At 66.8% G+C, this 17,728-nt stretch carries 6 protein-coding genes; 5 read left to right on the top strand and 1 reads right to left on the bottom strand.

Features of this window, described 5'->3' with window-relative positions; translation table 11 throughout:
* Positions 1 to 56: 56 nt before the first annotated feature.
* On the top strand, positions 57 to 11,804 hold the full coding sequence (locus tag KA248_07435; protein ID MBP7829734.1) for a S8 family serine peptidase: 11,748 nt from the start codon (positions 57 to 59) through the stop codon (positions 11,802 to 11,804).
* Between the two features lie 196 nt (positions 11,805 to 12,000).
* Positions 12,001 to 12,987, top strand: a complete 987-nt coding sequence (locus KA248_07440) for a hypothetical protein (GenBank protein MBP7829735.1) — start codon at positions 12,001 to 12,003, stop codon at positions 12,985 to 12,987.
* A gap of 85 nt (positions 12,988 to 13,072) precedes the next feature.
* On the opposite strand, the gene mtnP is transcribed toward KA248_07440, so the two are convergent.
* Positions 13,073 to 13,954, bottom strand: coding sequence for an S-methyl-5'-thioadenosine phosphorylase (gene mtnP / locus KA248_07445; protein ID MBP7829736.1), 882 nt, complete (start codon positions 13,952 to 13,954; stop codon positions 13,073 to 13,075).
* 267 nt (positions 13,955 to 14,221) lie between these two features.
* Here mtnP and KA248_07450 point away from each other — a divergent pair, with 267 nt between their 5' ends.
* From KA248_07450 to KA248_07460, 3 genes are all read left to right on the top strand, one after another.
* Positions 14,222 to 15,448, top strand: coding sequence for a glucose-1-phosphate adenylyltransferase (locus KA248_07450; protein MBP7829737.1), 1,227 nt, complete (start codon positions 14,222 to 14,224; stop codon positions 15,446 to 15,448).
* Positions 15,449 to 16,090: 642 nt separating this feature from the next.
* Complete coding sequence (locus KA248_07455) at positions 16,091 to 16,903, top strand: hypothetical protein (protein MBP7829738.1); 813 nt, start codon at positions 16,091 to 16,093, stop codon at positions 16,901 to 16,903.
* 229 nt (positions 16,904 to 17,132) lie between these two features.
* Positions 17,133 to 17,726: a hypothetical protein gene (locus tag KA248_07460; GenBank protein MBP7829739.1), complete on the top strand. Its 594-nt coding sequence runs from the start codon at positions 17,133 to 17,135 to the stop codon at positions 17,724 to 17,726.
* Positions 17,727 to 17,728: the final 2 nt, after the last annotated feature.

The raw sequence follows: 17,728 nt of genomic DNA on the forward strand, positions 1-17,728 counted from the left end.
GGCGTGAACAATGGATCGCCCGGGGGCTCGGCGCCCGGGCGCCGGAGATGACCGTTATGAAAAAACAAGAAGCTCGTCGTTCCCGGGATCGCTGGTTGACGTGGCGCCTGGTGCCGGTCGTGCTGTTCTGCGCCGCCGGCCTGGTGACGGCCCTCGAATCCCCCGGCCCGCGCCCGGAACAGGTCTTCTCCATCCTGCAGCTCCGGGTCGAGGACGGCCGGGTGTGGTTGTCCGCCGAAAATACCCCGCTGCGCGACATCCTCCGGGAACTTGGCGCGCAGAGCGGCGTCCGCCTCCAGGTCGACCCGGCGCTTGACGCGCCCGTCACCCTCGCGCTCGAAGGCGTCAGTCTCGAGGACGCGCTGAAGGCGCTCTCCGCCAGCCGCGCGCTCGTGTACGAGAAGGACGGGGACGGCTACCGCCTCGCGGCCGCGACCGTGACGGCGCAGGAAGAGGCGGCCCCCGCGGCGCCGGCCGCGGAGGCGGAGAAACCCGCGCGGGCCGCGCTGCCCCGGGGCATGCTGACCAACGCCGGCCGGTCGCCGGATGAACTCATGCGGCGCGGTGCCGCGGCGATCCTGCTCCAGAACGCCCTGATCGACACCGAGGCGGCCGCGGCCGGCCGCGGGCTCGAGGTGCCGGAGGCGTTCCGCGCCCCGGCGGACACGGAATACCACATCGTGCAGTTCGACGGGCCCGCTTCCGACGCGCAGCGCGAGGCCCTCGAAGAAGCCGGCGCGCTGGTCAGCCACTACGTCCCGCGCTCGGCCTTCGCGGTCCACGCGGACGCGGCGGCGATGGCCGCGGTGAAGGCCCTGCCCGGCGTGACGCACGTCGAGCCGTACCATCCCTATTTCAAGATGAGCGGCGAGGTGCTGGATTATCTCGTTCACGGCGAGGAGCAGGCCCTGGCGAACCCGAAGTTCCACGAGGGCGAGTTCAACGTCGTGCTCTTCCGGGGCGTGGAGGACGCGAAGGCGATCGAGGCCGCCGGCCTGGAGATCGTGCGCGAGCAGTCGGCGGGCGGGCGCGAGGTCCTGACCGTGCGCGGCGACGCGGACAAGCTGACCGACCTGGTGCAGCTCGACGCCGTGCAGTGGGTCGAGGCCTCCCCGGTGCGCAAGCCGATGAACGACCTGGGCACCGAGCGGATCCGCGCCAAGTCCCTCAAGGCCCTGCACCCGACGCTGACGGGCGCGGGCGTGATCGTCGGGATCACGGACTCCGGCATCGACTTCATCAACCCCGGCTTCGCCGTGGACCCCACGCAGGCCACGAGCACGAACCTGAACACCCGCATCGTGTACTACGACCAGCGGCCGAGCGTCACGTCGGACGGCTTCCCGGGCGACAACAACGGCCACGGCACGCACGTCGCGGGCAGCATCCTGGGCAACGGGGCGCTCTCCGAGACCGTGCTGAAGGCGGCGGGCTCCGGGACGGGCGAGGGACCTTACAGCACGAATTACTTCGCCGGCGCCGCGCCCGGCGCGCGCGTGGTGATGATCGAGGACTTCAACAGCTTCACGGACGAGGAGCAGGCCGAGATTTCCTACAACAAGGGCGCCCGGCTCTCGAACAACAGTTGGGGCAACTCAGTCAACTACTATGGATCAATGTCTATGCTGTGGGACGAACTGGTCCGGGACGCCGTGCCCGGCACGGCGGGCAACCAGGAGTACATCGTCTTTTTCGCGGCGGGCAACGACGGCGGGGGCAATAACGATGGAACGGGCGGCGAGGCGGAGACCATCGGCCAACCCGGCAACGCCAAGAACGTCATCACCGTCGGCGCCGTGGAGCAGAAGCGCCTAGCTAACAACCTGCTTAACTACGAGTCCGACAAGGAAACGGATACGGATTGGCAGGTTGCTGGTTTTAGTTCTCGGGGACCGGTTCTTTATGCAGAAGGATTCGATCGTCGTATCAAGCCTGACATCATGGCGCCCGGTGCCTACGTGCTATCCGTGCAGTCTCGCGAAACGATGCCGGACTTCATTGAACTAGAAGGCACGGTCCACCGCGACTACCGCTATGGCAACATTGACTCGGGAACGAACTTCGCGTTCTTCAGCGGCACCTCGATGGCTACGCCTCTGACCGCGGGCGGTGGTGCGCTGATGTTTGAGTACTACACGAATACCTTCGGCAAGGCCCCGAGCCCCGCGATGATGAAGGCCATGATGGTCGGCGGAGCGCGGATGCTGAATTCGATCGTTTACAAGAACGCGTACGACGTCGGCCTTGTCGAACTCGTGGACCAGGGGTGGGGCCTGCTCGACGTCGTGCGTTCGGTGAACGGGCCACGCATTCAACCCACAGACGAGATCATCCTGCTGGATCAGGACCAGACGACGCCGCTGTCGGCCGGCCAGTTCTTCACCCGCCAGGTCAAGATCAACGCGGGCGAGGGCGGCCTGAAGGTGGCCCTGGCGTGGACCGACCCGGCGGGTACGCCGGGCCTTGGCGTACAACTGGTTAACGACTTGGATCTCTATGTCCAGGCCCCGGGCGGCGGCGGCTACATCGCAGGCAATTTCGAACTGGACGGCGCCCATTCGCGGCGGTTTGAGGCCATCGATCCGGAAATGGGTGACGAGTACAACAATGTCGAAACGATTGTGATCCCCACGCCGACGCCGGGCACCTATACCATTCAGGTTTATGGGTATGCCGTGCCGCAAGGTCCGCAGGACTTTGCGCTGTCCATCATGAAGGGTATCGGCATGGAAAGCCGTAATCCCGGCGACAGTCCCGACGTGGCCATGAGCGGGGATGATCGCCCCGTGATTGCCTATTCCACGACGGCGAATGGATTGCGCCAGGTGTATACGAAGCGGTGGATCGGAGAGGTGGGAGATATTTCGGATATTGGCAAGTGGAAGCACATGGATGGCCAATGGTTCGAGGTAGGGTCTTCGGCCAGCGGCGGCGGCGTCAGCAAGACGTTGGCGGCTTCCGAGCAGCCTTCCGTCGCGGCTTCGGGAACCAACATCTTTGTCGCCTGGGCGGAACAGGCCTTGGCACCTTTCAACAAGAGTCGTATTTACTTCCGCCAGTACAATGGCAGTTCGTGGATTGAACTGGGCAGTTCCGCCAACGACTTCGGAGTGAGCGGGGAGAGCGAATTTGACGCCACGAAGCCGGTCGTGGCGGTGATGTCTGACGGGCGGCCGGTGGTGGCGTGGAAGCGGACGCATTCGGTCAGCACGGGCCAGCGCGTGTTCGTCGCGAAGTGGAGCGGGACGAACTGGATCGGCCTGGCGTATTCGCACACCAACGGCATCGCCTACGACGGCAACTACCGGCTGGTGGACGACCTGGACATGGTCGTCGACAGTTCCGGGATGCCGGTGGTCTCGTGGGCGGACACGACGCTGCAGCGGATCGTCACGCGGCGGTGGAACGGCTCGTCGTGGTCGACGCTGCCGAACCAGGGCAACACCTTCGTGCAGTACCCGAAGCTGGCCGCCGGGACCGGCGGCTCGATCTACCTGACCTGGGTCGAGACCTACGGGTCGGACCCGCTGCCGTACCTCTCGCAGCAGGTGTACGCGTCCCGCTACTCGGGCGGGAGCTGGAGCGCGATCAGCGGCTCGACGACCTTCCCCGGCATCAGCGCGGCGACCAGCGGCATCCCGCGGCGGCCGTCCATCGCGGTCTCGCCCGCGGGCACGGTGTTCGTCACGTGGGCGGGCGGGACGAACCTGCTGAATTCGGTCTATGTCAAGCGGGCGCAGGGCGGGGGCTGGGTCGGCGTCGCGGGCGCCGGCGAGCCGCCGGGCGTGGCGCTGGTCGGCGGCGTGTCCTTCACGCCGGTGTCGGTCACCGACAGCAAGGGCGTGCCGATCGTCGTGTACGAGAACACGGGCAGCGGCGAGAGCGAAGTGCTGGGCTTCAAGCTCGTCGCGGACACCGCGCCGCCGATCTTCGGCGGCCTGCTGACCGCCGAGGGGGGGACCAACAACAACGTGGCCCTCGGCTGGAACGCCGGGGCGGACAATTTCTCCACCAACATCTACTACCACATCTACCGCGGCACGAACGCGTGGGACTGCTGGGAAACGCCCATGTGCCCGGCGGGCGAGGTGTTCGGCAACCTGATCGCCGTGGTCACCAATACCACCGCGTTCACCGTGACGAATCTCACCAACTACAAGACCTACTGCTTCGGCGTCCGCGCCATGGACGACAGCGGGTTCATGGACAGCAACACCGTCACCCGGTCCGCCGGCCCGACGCAGCCCGGCGTGGACTGCCTGGACCTCGACTCCGACAGCGACGGCATGCCGGACCACTGGGAGATCCTGCACGGGTTCGACCCGTTCAACCCGGCGGACGCGGCCCTCGACGCGGACGGCGACGGCCTGACCAACCTCGAGGAGTACGTCCTCGGCACGCACCCGCGGCACGTGGACAGCGACGGGGACGGCCTGACGGACGGCGCCGAGGTGCTGACGCACCAGACCGACCCGACGAAGGCGGACAGCGACGGGGACGGCCTGGACGACGGGTTCGAACTCGCGATCGGCACTGATCCGCGCAGCGCGGACTCCAACGCCAACGGCGTGAGCGACGGCGACATCTTCCAACTCGGGTACGACACGCCGGCCGACGCGTGGACCAACCTGAACATCTACCTCGCGGAGACGTTCGAGACCTCCTCGCGCACGAACTGGGCGCACAGCGCGCCGAACGCCTACCTGCCGCTCGACCTCTGGCACCTGTCCACGGCCGAGCCCGGCACGAACGCGGGCATCCGGTCGATGGACGACCACACGCCGTCGAACTCGTACCGCCTGGCGTACGACCCGTCCGCGACGAACCCGGCGGCGACCTACAGCCGGGGCCAGCCGCTGATCTGCGCCCTGGACAGCCCGCGCGTGGACGCCCTGGGGACGGGCAACCTGTACGTGGCGTGGCGGGAGTTCTACGACACCGAGCCGATCAAGGACTTCATCACCGTCCAGGCGCGCGGCGGCGGCAACACGAACTGGACCGTGGTGGCCGGGGCGCGTTCCGGCGAGAGCGGCGGGTGGTTCCGCCGCGTGGCGAATCTCGGGGCCTTCGCGGGCCAGAGCAACGTCCAGGTCCGCTTCCTGTTCACGGCCCAGAACGCGATCAACAACGACTTCAACGGCTGGTACGTGGACGACGTGATGATCTACCAGGGCGCGACGATCTTCGGCTGGGTGCGCGACATCAACGGCCGGCCGATCGTCGGCGCGACCGTCCGCGCGCTGGGGCGCGGCGGCGTGACGAACGTCGTGCAGGGCCACCCGACCATCCCGGCGCCGAAGATCTTCGGCGAGGCGGCGACGGCGGAGGACGGCAGCTACATGATCGCCGGGATCCCGCTGGGCCGCTACTACCTCAAGGCGGATGAGCCCAGCCACCGGGCCGAGTTCTGGAACGGCGCCCTGTTCACCGCGCCGTACAGCTTCGGCAGCGGGTTGAATCCGGGCGTGTACAACCTCGACCAGGTCGGCGCGGGCGGGTACATCGACGTGCGCACGAACGGCGCGGTCCAGGAGGCCCACTTCGAGCTCGAGCGCGGGGAAAACCAGAGCTTCCTGGGCGTTTCGCACACGGCCTCGGCCGCCGGGCTGCCGGTGATCGTGGACTACACGGCCGCGACGCTGTGGAACGGCTCCACCTCGGCCCCGGCCCTGGTGGCCTACAGCACGACGAACGTCTTCCCGCGGCCGAAGCTCTATCCCGACTGGCTGACCAACGCCGTGAAGGCCGAGCTGTTCGCCGCGGCGTCGCCGGGCGAGCACCGCGTCGGCATGGGCGCGGGCCTGTGGCGGATGGCGCAGCCCGCCGTCGAGACGCGCGAGGGCGAGGTGGTCCAGGTGGACCTGCGGACCAACGCCGCGCAGGGCTATCTCTACGTGGCCTCGCTGGACGGCATGAGCTATCCCGTCTGGCTGAACGGCCTCAACACCGGCAGCAACACGCCGGCGCGCCTGTATGTCCAGGCCGGGACGCACCTGGTGCAACTCGCGCCGACCAACGGCTACAAGGGCTTCGCGCCGCAACTCATCACCGCGCCGATCGGCAACCGGCTGAACGTCAGCTTCACGGAGGAGGAGCTGACCGACACGCCCGGCGCCCTGATGGTGGACGCCCGCGACGCGTTCGGCAACGTGGTCAGCGGCGCGCAGGTCGTGGTCAACGGGCGGGTGGCGCAGATCGGGGACGTGGCGGCCGGCGGGACCAACGTCACGCCGACGGTCCTGACCTCCCTGCGGCCGGGCCCGCACCGCGTGTCCGTGCTCATGGACGGGTTCCGGCGCTCCGCGGCGCGCGTCATCGACCTGGAGGCCGGCTATACCAACTACACGCAGTTCGCGCTGTACCAGGCGGACCAGGATGCCGACAACGTGGGCGACTATTCCGAAATCCAGGGGTACACGAACATCTTCCTCTTCACCGGCGAGGACGATCCGGACGGCGACACGCTGATCAACCGGCTCGAGTACGACCTGTTCCGGCTGTTCGGCATCCGGCTGAACATCTTCAACCGGGACACCGACGCGGACGCCATGCCCGACGGCGAGGAAGTGGGGTACAAGGGCTGGGCCTCGTCCAACGGGTTCCTGACCTACGCCTGGTCCGTGCTCTACACCAATGCCGTGCAGAACACGGAAACCGTGGAGGCCCTCTTCGTGGGCCGGTACCTGGACGGCATCAGCGCCTTCGGGTCCGGGACCAACGCGGTCAGCATCGAGGGCGACCGGTTCGAGCCGAAGACCATCGCGCATACCGCGCCGCTCGTGCCGACCAAGACCAACGCGGTCACCGTGTTCGGCGGCATCCCGACCGCCGGCGTCCACCGCGCCGTGATCGAGGGGCATCCCTCCGGCACGCCGATCTTCGCGGACACCCGGCCGGACGTGCAGGATACCAGCGGCGACGGCATGTGGGACGGGTTCAAGTGGAAGTACCGCTGGATGACCAACGCCGTGGGCGAGGTCACCCGCATCCTCGACCCGATCGAGTACGGCGGCAACGACGACGACCCCGACTGGGACGGGCTGAACAACTACCTCGAGTTTCTCGGGCCCGACGCCCTGGCCAACACCAACGATTGGACCAACCCGGGCCGCAGCGACACGGACAACGACGGGTTGCCGGACGGCTGGGAGTACTTCTACGGGCTCGACCCGAACGACCCGTCTGACGCCTGGCTCGACCCGGACGACGACGACCTGCCGAACTACATCGAGTACCTCGTCGGCAGCAATCCGTTCCTGGCGGACACCGACGCGGACGGCTTGAACGACGGCAAGGAGGTCTTCGTCTACGGGTCCGACCCGACGAACCCGGACACGGATTACGACAGCCTGCTTGACGGCCTGGAGGCCCAGCTCGGCACCAGTCCCACCGCCTGGGACACGGACGGCGACGGCATGCCCGATGGATTCGAAGTCCTGGATGCCCTGGGCAACCTGCGCGATCCGAGCCAGAGGCTGAACCCGCTCGACCCGACGGATGGCGATGACGATTACGACCACGACGGCCTGACGAACTACGAGGAGTACCTCGTCCGCGATGGCCTCATCGGCAACATGCCGGACGACGCCCTGTGGGACTACTGGTCCGATCCGTTCAATCCCGACAGCGACGGCGACGGCATGCCGGACGGCTGGGAGGTCTGGTACGGCTTGCACCCGATGGACCCGGTCGGAACCCGCGTGGAAGGCGAGAGCGTGACGCGCTACTCGGTCCTGGCCACCGGCGGGGATCCCGACAGCGACGGTCTGTGGAACCTGCGCGAGTACAACATCCGGTTCCGTTTCGACGCCGGCGCCGACCCGTACCAGGTCCATGGCGTGAGCACCGATCCGCACAACCCGGACACCGACAACGACGGACTGGGCGACGGCGAGGAAGACCGCGCCCTGCGCGCGCACCCGCTGAAGCAGGACACCGACGGCGACTGGCTGCTCGACGGCGTGGCCGTCACCACCAAGTGGGGCGAGGTGGAGTCCACACTGCGCAAGAGCGAGTTCGCCGTGATCCCGTTCGCGGGGACGTGGGCGGGCGCGCTGCAGGATTGCGCGACGAACCCGCTGGCGGTCCGGCACCCGATCTACACGAACATCGTCGGGCACCTGGCCGTGCCCAATGACCTGCTGGGCGAGGAGAATGCCGCGATCATGGCGCTGTTGGGTGGCGGCGAGGTGGACATCGCCTTGGGCGGCCTGGTGGCGGACGACACGCTGGGGACGATCAGCTGGGTTACCGGTGAGGCGTGGCTGTTCCCGAACTACGGCCTGGGCGAGCCCCTGACCAAGCCGGGCGTGCTGGGCATGAATGCCGCCGACGGTAAATGGAAGGGGCGAGGCGAGGCGGACCTGTTCGACCATTACGCGGTCGAATGGGAGCTGGTGCCCCAGGTGACCAACCACTACGACGAGGCGTTGAACGACCTCTGGCAATTGCTGTGGCCCGGCACCTCGGACTTCCCGTACTGGAAGAAGATCAATGTCTCCGAGGATACCTACATCCCGCCGGCGCGGTGGGGAGCGGCGATGACGTACATCCCGGTGTACGAGACCAAGAATCCCAAGAACGATACCGGCACCATCCTGATGGATAACCGCAAGCTCGTAGTCATCGGCGGCCGTGACGGCGTCGCCAAGCATCGCGACGTATGGGAATTCCTTGTCCGGTCCAACATGTGGGTGCGGAGCCCCGCGCCGCTGAATGCCTCGCCGATCCTCCAGGTGGACGGCATGTCCGAACTCTGTGCCGTGCCGATCTTCGAGACCAAGAACACCAAGCCGAAGACCTGCCCCTGTACCGACATGCCGTACGATTGCGACGGGGAGGGCTTCGGCCTGCCGAAGAACCGCCCGTGGGACGGGCACCGGAGTTTCGACTGGACGTTCATCTTCGGCGGCTGGGACGACAAGAACCAGTACAAGTCCACGCCCCGGTTCTACAAATCCGGCGACAGCATGGACCCCGTGGTGGACACTGTCGCGCCGGACGTTTCGGTGGCCCAGGTCCAGACGCCGTCCCAGATCGACGAGTTCAACGTGGTCCTGACCTGGGAGCGCGAGGCGCGCGAGTTCGAGCGCGTCCTGCCGGTGGGCTACCTGGTGGACGACCAGAGCGGCACGCCCGACGCGGACAAGTCCATCATCTATGACGGGTACAGCGCCATCCACTTCTCCGACACGGCCCTGACGCCGAATTGCGACCAGATCCTCTTCGCCGAACTGGAGTTCGTGGTCAGCAAGAGCCCGGCGGTGGACCTTCCCTTGACGGTCATCGGCGAGTTTCTGATCTCGGAAGGATTCTCGCCCGACGACTACAACGGCGACAACGGCGAGAACTGGCCCGAGAAGCGCATCACGGTGGGCGATTGGTTCAATACCACGCCGACGGCCTTTACCGTGTATACCACCAATGCGCCGGGAACCACGAACCGGGTGGACGTGACGGTTCAGGTCCAGGAGCTGATCTCGGCCGGCGGCTGGACCGCCGAGGCCTTCGGGTTTGTGCTGGCGGGCAACGCGGACTACGCGGAGTTCAGCAAGAGCAAGACCAAGCTGACCGTGCATTACCGGCCGTCCTACAAGATCAACGCGTACTGGAAGCTGCCCACCACCGTCACGTACATCGGGTGCGGCGAGAAGGCGGACAACCGGAAGTCCGCGGCGATGGCCTACGACTTCGTGCGCAAGCGCGCCGTCATGTTCGGCGGCATCGACGGCAACCGGGTGCGTGGTGACACGCACGAGGCGCAGATCGGCGGCGGCGCCGGCAGCGTGACGTGGCGTCAGCAGACGTGCGCCGAGAACCCGCCCGCGCGCTGGGGCCACTCCATGGTTTACGACGCCAAGAACGAGCGCGTGGTGATGTTCGGCGGGTTCGACGCGAACCATCGGCCGCTGAACGACCTCTGGCTTTACTACGCGTCCGACGAGCAGGTCGTCACGACGACCAACGAGCAAGGCGAGGTGACCGAGACCGCCACGAACACCATCCCGGCCGAGTGGGTGCAGGTCACCAGCTTCACCTCCAGCGACCGCCCACAGCCGCGCGCCGGCGCGTGCATGATCTACTGGGGCGACTGGGACTACGACCGCGGGCAGGGCGACGCCTACAAGGCCTCCTCCAACAAACGAAAGATCGTCCTTTTCGGCGGCACGGACGGGAAGACCTTCTTCAACGATACCTGGGTCTACGACGGGAACCGCTGGACGCTCTGCAATCCCGTCGGCGAGCTGTCCGCGGCGCCGCCGCCCCGCGCGTTCGCCTCGATGGCGTTCGCCCAGAACGCCCGCAAGCTGCCGGACCGCGCCGGGACGGCCAGCTTCCACGGGGGCCTTGGCGACGATAGCGAGGGAGAGGATGACGACGAGACGCCCACCAAGGCCGCGAAGATGTCGGCCTTCCTGTTCGGCGGCCGGACAGGCACGATCCCGACGGGCAAGGACACGGACATGGACCTCGTGGACGACGGCATCGAGTTCGCCCTGGGCGGTCCGACCGCCGGGCGCGACCCGCGGGTGAACAAGCTGGTCTCGCCGACGAACCAGCTCGAGACCATACCCTATGCCCTGCAGCGGTTTGGCCCGGTCCCGTTGAGCATGCTCACGCCACGCGCGGCGATCGCGGACATGGAGTCCCTGCGCCATGACGAGGGCTTGTATGCCGCCTCGCGCGGTTACCCGTGGGAGTCCTGGTCGCACCCGGACACCATCATATTCTACGAGACCAAGTTGGGCTCGGGCGTCGAGACACGCATTCCCGAGTTCACCACCCAGTGGTACAGCCGGCACGGCATCGGGGATCCCTTCGATGCCCGGAACAAGTGGGAACTCGGCGTGCCGCGCCAGGACCTGGCCGGCGTGAAGGCCGCGCCACGCTATGCCTATAGCGGGCGCTGGGCGTTCGGCACCACGCTGTCCGGCGCGTACGTCAACGACGCGGTGATGGAACTGTATTCGCCGATCTTCAGCCTGACGATCCCGCCGTCGGAGCTGACCTCGACGGACACGAACAACATGAACAGTTTCCACCTGGTCTTCCACGAGTGGCTGGACCTGGCGGACGCGAACGACCGGGTCAAGGTCGAGCTCATCCGGCCCGGCACGCCGGCGGACATCGCCAACCGGGTCTCGGCGACCAACAAGCCGCCGATCAGCGTGGTGCCCGAGCGCAACTTCGCGTACAACACGACGGGCGAGTGGCGGCGCGTGGTGGCTCCGCTCGACATCGCGGCCAACGAGGCGAACGTCTACCTGCGGTTCACGCTGGTGTCCGATGCCGGCGGGGTGGCGGGCGGCTGGTACATCGACGACGTGGCCATCGCCCAGGGCGGCCAGATCCAGGGCACGTACAGCAACCACCCGGGCTTCGACGTGGAATTGCTGGGCGCCAACGACATCGGCGCGGCGCTGGCGACCACGGAGACGGACGCCAACAGCCTGTTCCAGTTCGGGTTCCTGCCCCAGGGCCAGTACTTCATCTACAGCAACGGGGAGACCGAGGGCCCGATCGACGTCGGGGCGGGCGGCTGGTCGCCGACCGAGCACCTGACCAACGGCGTCCCCGTGCCGTTCGACCTGGACGGCGTGGCCGTCGTGCCGGGCCGCAGCCTGTCGTGGGAGGCGGACATCGGCGCATCCTACACGATCCAGTACGCCGACGAGATGGTCAACAACCCGCCGTGGGCGGATCTGGCGACGGGGGTCGTCGCGGGGAGCGACCCGATGACGTACACCGACGTCAGCGCCCCGCCGGCGAACGGCCGCCGGTTCTACCGGGTGTGGAAGGAGTAGGGGTTCTGGAGGGCGAGCCTCCGGCGAGCCGCGTTTCGGGCTTCAAGCGCGGCTCGCGGGGACGCTCGGGGACGGCTCGCGGGGACGCTCGCCCTCCAGGAGCGGGGGCAGGGTAAAATAAAGCATGACAATTTGGAGCGAATGGCGTAAGAAGCAGCAAAGAATCATCGCATGTGACTCGGGCAAGGAGAATAAGATGAAAAAAATGTGGATCTGGAGTGCCGTCGCTGGTTTGGCCGCGGTCTCGGCTATTCTCCTCGGCTGCGAATGGTCGACCAGCACGGATTCGTTCAACACCTCGAAGGGCGCCGGGATCTCCATTAATTTCTCCGGCGTGTATTACGGCAATCTTTCGGGCGGGCGGGCCGTGGCCGGCACGTCCGGCAGCACGATCACCCGGCTGGTGGTCCAGCACGCGGGCAATGCCGTCAAGGTGCTCGACAACAACGGTTCGGAATACTCCGGCACGATCGGCTCGCCCGGCGTGATCGCGCCGCCTTCGTCGAGCGGCGTGTACCCGGCGGGGGCCCTCCTGGCGCAGGCGCAGATCAATTTCTCCGGCCATGACAACGTGGCGGCCCGGAACGTCAACTTCGCCGGCATCATCCACGGCGTGGCCGTGGACGATGTCCAGGGCCAGACGGAAACCGAGACCACGACCATCACCCAGAGCGATGTGCAGCGGGACAGCGCGACCAGTTCGGTTTCGTACACGGAGAATTTCTCCTGGACCACCAACTCGACCACGATCACCACGGACGGCACCAATATCACGACCAAGCTGACCATCGTGGCCTACGACGAGTTCGGCAACGAGGTCTATCGCTCGGAGCAGACGTACACGGTCACGCCCTCCGGGAGCAGCAACCTCGTGAGCCAGAGCATCACCGACAACCGCTCCAACGGCCGCACGCGCAGCCGCGACCAGGTGCAGGATTACAATCAGAAGAACGAGACGGTCGAGTACACCAAGTACTACATCACCGAGGCCAATACCCAGTACCGCATGCAGGGGACCTGGGTGGAGGAGGCGGGCGTATCTTCCGGTGTGGACGCACTTTCCGCTGGCACGGCAGGGGTGATCACCGAGGTGACCCCGAGCGGCGCGCCGGGCGGCACGGAGGGCGGCGGCACGGAGGGAACCACGGATAGCACGGCCACGTCGACTTCGACCTCCCTGTAGCGGCCGGTCACGTTAAGCGCGCGCCCCTCGCCTCCCGGCGGGGGGCGTTCTGTTTTGGCAAGTGACGCGGCCGTCCCGGCCGTGGTTACTTCAGATACTTCCCGACGATCGGCTCCAGTTCCTTGCGCCGGGCGGGCGGAATCTTGTCCGGGCTCGTCAGGATGGCGTTTTCCAGCGCGCGGCCGCAGGAGCAGGGCCGCTGGTCCGTCAGGCGGGCCGCGAGGCGCCGGATCAACTCCCCGGCGAACCCCGCGTTGGCCTTGAGGTTGCTGATGATCATCTCCAGCGACACGGTCTCCTCGGACTCGTGCCAGCAGTCGTAGTCCGTCACCATGCAGGCCGAGGCGTAGCAGAGTTCCGCCTCGCGGCACAGCTTGGCCTCCGCCAGGCTGGTCATGCCGATCACGTCGAACCCGAACCGCCGGTAGTAGAGCGACTCGGCCTTCGTGGAAAACGCGGGGCCCTCCATGTTGACGTAGGTGCCGCCGTTCTGGACGCGCTGGCCCTGGTGCCGCGCGTCGCCGGAAACGATCTCCTGCGCGACGGCGTGCAGGTGGTGCCGCAGGTCCGGGCAGACGGGCTCGGCGAAGGCGACGTGGGCGACCAGGCCCTTCCCGAAGAACGTGTGCTCGGCGGCGTGCTTGGTCCGGTCGAAGTACTGGTCCGGCAGGCAGACGTCCCGGGGGCGCAGGTCCTCGCGCAGGCTGCCGACGGCGCTGATCCCGATGACGCGCTCCACGCCCAGGGTCTTGAACCCGAAGATGTTGGCCCGGTGGTTCAGTTCCGACGGCATGATGTGGTGCCCGTGCCCGTGACGGGGGAGGAAGTAGACGTCCACGGCGCCCAGCTTGCCGTGGATGTACGGCTCCGAGGGCTTGCCGAAAGGGGTCTCGACGGCCCGGTGCTCCACATCCCGGAGCCCGACCAGGTCGTACAAGCCCGTCCCGCCGATGATGCCGAGTTTCATGAATTGATCTCCCCCGCCGTTGGTTGTCAAACAGGCCCGCACTATAGCGGAGAGGACGAGAGACGGCAAGCGAGGGGCCGCGACAGCGAGAGCCCGTTGTCCTGGTTGGGTTTCAACGCTCAACAATCAACGCCCAACGCTCAACAATTGAACGTTGAATGTTGGTTGTTGAACGTTGAGATCGCCCCCTGACTCCTTCTTCCCCCTCCTTGCCTTTACCGCGGCGGCCGGGGTATAGTGAGTCATGAAGCAGGACAGTGAGCCATCATGAACGTCGTCGGTGTCATCATGGGCGGGGGCGAGGGGAGCCGGCTGCAGCCGCTCACCCGCGACCGGGCCAAGCCAGCGGTGCCCATCGCCGGCAAGTACCGGCTGGTGGACATCCCCATCAGCAACTGCATCAACAGCGGCATCCGGCACATCTTCCTGCTGACCCAGTTCAACAGCGTGTCCCTGCACCGGCACGTGCAAACGACGTACCGGTTCGACCAATTCTCGCAGGGCTACGTCCAGATCCTGGCGGCCCAGCAGACGCCCGGCTCCGAGGAGTGGTACCAGGGCACCGCGGACGCCGTCCGCCAGAACTTCCGCTACTTCATGGACGAGAACCCGGACTACATCGTCGTGCTTTCCGGCGACCAGCTCTTCCGGATGAATTTCGCCGAAGTCCTCAAGCAGCATATCGAGACGGGCGCGGAGGTGACCATCGCCACCAAGCCCGTGCCCCGCGGCGAGGCCGGCTCGTTGGGTATCATGCAGGTGGACGACCGGAAGCGCATCGTCCGGTTCGTGGAGAAGCCCGGGAATTCCCCCGAGCTCGACGTCCTGCGCGCGCCGATGTACCGCGAAGAGCGCTACCTCGCCAGCATGGGCATCTACGTGTTCAACACGGCGGTGCTGCACAAGCTGCTGGACAACGACCTCACGGACTTCGGCAAGCACGTGATCCCCTCGTGCATCGAGAAGCACAAGGTGTTCAGTTTCATTTTCGAGGGCTACTGGAAGGACATCGGGACGATCCGTTCCTTCTGGGAGGCCAACGTCGCGCTGACCGAGGTGGTGCCGGAGTTCAACTTCTACGACGCCAAGGCGCCCATCCACACGCGCATGCGCTACCTGCCGCCGTCCAAGATCAACTGCTGCGACCTGAACCGGTGCCTGCTCTCGGAGGGCTGCATCATCTCGGGGCACCGCATCCTGCACTCGATCGTCGGCATCCGCGCGATCGTGGGGCAGGGCAGCGTGATCGAGCACTCGGTGATCATGGGTGCGGACTACTACGAGAAGGAGCCCGAGCCGGGCCGGCCGCCCATCGGCATCGGCCGCGACTGCTTTATCCGCAATGCGATCGTGGATAAGAACGCGCGCATCGGCGACGGCGCCTACATCACGCCGGACGGCAAGCCGGACGGCGTGACCGACCGCTATACGATCCGCGACGGCATCATCGTCATCCCGAAAAATGCGGTGATCCCGGCGGGATCCCGGATCTGACGGGGCCGGCTCCCGCGCCGGAAGCGGGAGCGAAGGAGGGGGGGGATGCGTATCACCGAGGTGGTGTTGGTGGCGGCGCTGGGCGGGGGGGCCTATTATCTTTGGCAAGAGCACAAGGCGGCCGTCACCCCTGCGGGGTCCCAGCCCCAACCGGAGTCCCCATCCAGGCCTTCTTCTTCACCCGGGGCCTCCGCGCCGGCCAAGTCTTCGGTGGCATCGAGCCCGTCGGCTCCGGCAAGGCTGACCTGCTATGCCTGCAAGGGAGAAGGCCGATTGATGTTGCGGAAGGAAGGCCGGCGAAGGGGGGCGGATAGTTCCTACATGTGTCCCGTATGCCGCGGGAGCGGGTTCCGTTCGATCGAATCATCCGGCCCTGTTTGCAAGGACTGCGGCGGGATGGGATTTTGCCTTTATCACCCGGACTATGGGACCGTTACGGTCGAGGAGATGGGCCTCTATGCCAGGGACACCGGCAGTGCAATCCGTTGGAGCGCGCGCCCTTGCGGGCGGTGTAGGAAGTAAAGCGTCTTTCGGGGCGATCCAATGACGTCGGAACAGGAACCGTCTTCAGGTCTGCGTTTGCGTCCTTCCGGAAGTCATCTCAACGACCCCGGCGAACCCTGCCCGTCGTGCGGGGCGATCATGCCTTCGCACGTGACCGTCTGCCTGCAGTGCGGCTTCAACCGGGCTACGGGCACGCGGTTGCGGACGGTCCGCGGTCATTCTTCCCGGCGTTGGGCGGGGAGGCTCCTGCCGCTCGCGGGGCTCCTTTTGGCGGCAGGCTTGGGCGTCGCGGCGTTCCTGGGGTGGCGCTGGTACCCGGGAGCGTGGAAGAAGTTCCAGCGCGAGCGCATCGGGCAGGCCGTGACGGCCGTCAATGACCAGTATCCGAAATGCGCCATCGGCGAGACAGTGACGCTGCGTCGGGCCAGTGGGCAGGCGGCGACCGGCGTCCTCGTCGGGGTGGGGCCGGACGGGGTGGTGCTGCAGTCGGTCAAGGGGAGGGTGGCCTCGTTTCCCTTCTACCTCCTCGAGCCCGGGACCCTGCTGCGCTTTGACGACCGGCTGCGGGAGGAGGTGGTCCGCCTGCAGGTGGTCTGGCCGGAGCACTGGTGGGAGCGCCTGTGGATGCTGCTGATGCCGCCGCCGTGGCGTTTCGATACCGTCCTGGCCGAGCGGCACGCGGCCACCCGGCACTGCGCCTTCTGCCAGAATACCCGCCAGGTAGCCTGTCCGGGCTGCGGCGGGCGGGGTTCCGTTTCCGAAGCGGCGCGGAAGCCCTGTCCCCAGTGCAAGGGGACGGGCCAATACGCGCCCCGGATCGGCACGGGCAAGTCGCGCTGCCCCTTCTGCCAGGGGGCGGGGTACCTCGCCGACACGCATTTCAACCCGTGCCCGACATGCCGCGGGACCGGCCGGGTGCCCTGTCCCCGCTGCAGCCCGCCGGCGCCATGAGGCCGCGAGGGCGTCGGGCGCAAAAAAAGCGGTCCGGCCGCGCATTCCTTTGTTGACTCTATCTTCGGGCTTTTCATATATTCCACTGAAGCTGCGGGGTGTTCGGAGACGTACAGGCGGCAAGCAGCCGCTCCGGTCGGCGGCGTGTATTTCGCGGGGCTGTTCCACGGGGATGGTTCGCGCCGCGCGGGTTTTTTTCGGATCGGGTATTACAGCGGGAGGAGCCAGGATGAGAAAATGGTCATGCGGCCTGATCGTGGTGATGATCCTGCTGGCGGCAGGCGTGGCGAGCGAGGTCGCGGCGCAGCAACCCGCGACCGCTTCCCGGCCCGTCAAGATCCGGGCCATGAAGGGCAGCAAGGCCATCACCCCCCAGTACCAGCTGCTCAAAGGCCAGACCATGGCCCGCACGCGCGAATGGTTCCAGATCCTGACCCAGTACGAGACCGAGCCCGAGTGGATGGATGAGCTGACCTTCACCTACTACGTCCTCGTCCGCGACAAGGTCGGGCCGCAGAAGGGGCCCGTCCTGTTCCGCGGCGACGTGACCTACGTCACGATCCAGAAGGGCAAGCACATGAGCGACATGTACCTCCACCCGAGCACGCTGGCCCGGTACGGCGACGTGGAGGCGGTGGCGGTCCTGGTGACCTTCCGGGGGCAGCTGGTCGCCATGGAGAGCCAGCCATCCTCCCAGCAGCGCTGGTGGGAACAGCTGGCGCCGGTGGACGGCTTCATCCTGAACCGCATGCAGACGCCGTTCGCCATGATCGATTTCGACACGTACGAAGCCATCAAGACCGGGGCGCCCGGCGGACGCTGACC

The sequence above is a fragment of the Kiritimatiellia bacterium genome, from assembly GCA_018001225.1.
Taxonomy (GTDB): Bacteria; Verrucomicrobiota; Kiritimatiellia; order CAIQIC01; family JAGNIJ01; genus JAGNIJ01.

Bases quoted from the DNA above. Each gene is read 5' to 3' on its own strand.
- KA248_07435 (MBP7829734.1), top strand. From the start codon at position 57: ATGAAAAAACAAGAAGCTCGTCGTTCCCGGGATCGCTGGTTGACGTGG.
- KA248_07455 (MBP7829738.1), top strand. From the start codon at position 16,091: ATGCCTTCGCACGTGACCGTCTGCCTGCAGTGCGGCTTCAACCGGGCT.
- KA248_07460 (MBP7829739.1), top strand. From the start codon at position 17,133: ATGAGAAAATGGTCATGCGGCCTGATCGTGGTGATGATCCTGCTGGCG.
- KA248_07450 (MBP7829737.1), top strand. From the start codon at position 14,222: ATGAACGTCGTCGGTGTCATCATGGGCGGGGGCGAGGGGAGCCGGCTG.
- mtnP (MBP7829736.1), bottom strand. From the start codon at position 13,954: ATGAAACTCGGCATCATCGGCGGGACGGGCTTGTACGACCTGGTCGGG.
- KA248_07440 (MBP7829735.1), top strand. From the start codon at position 12,001: ATGAAAAAAATGTGGATCTGGAGTGCCGTCGCTGGTTTGGCCGCGGTC.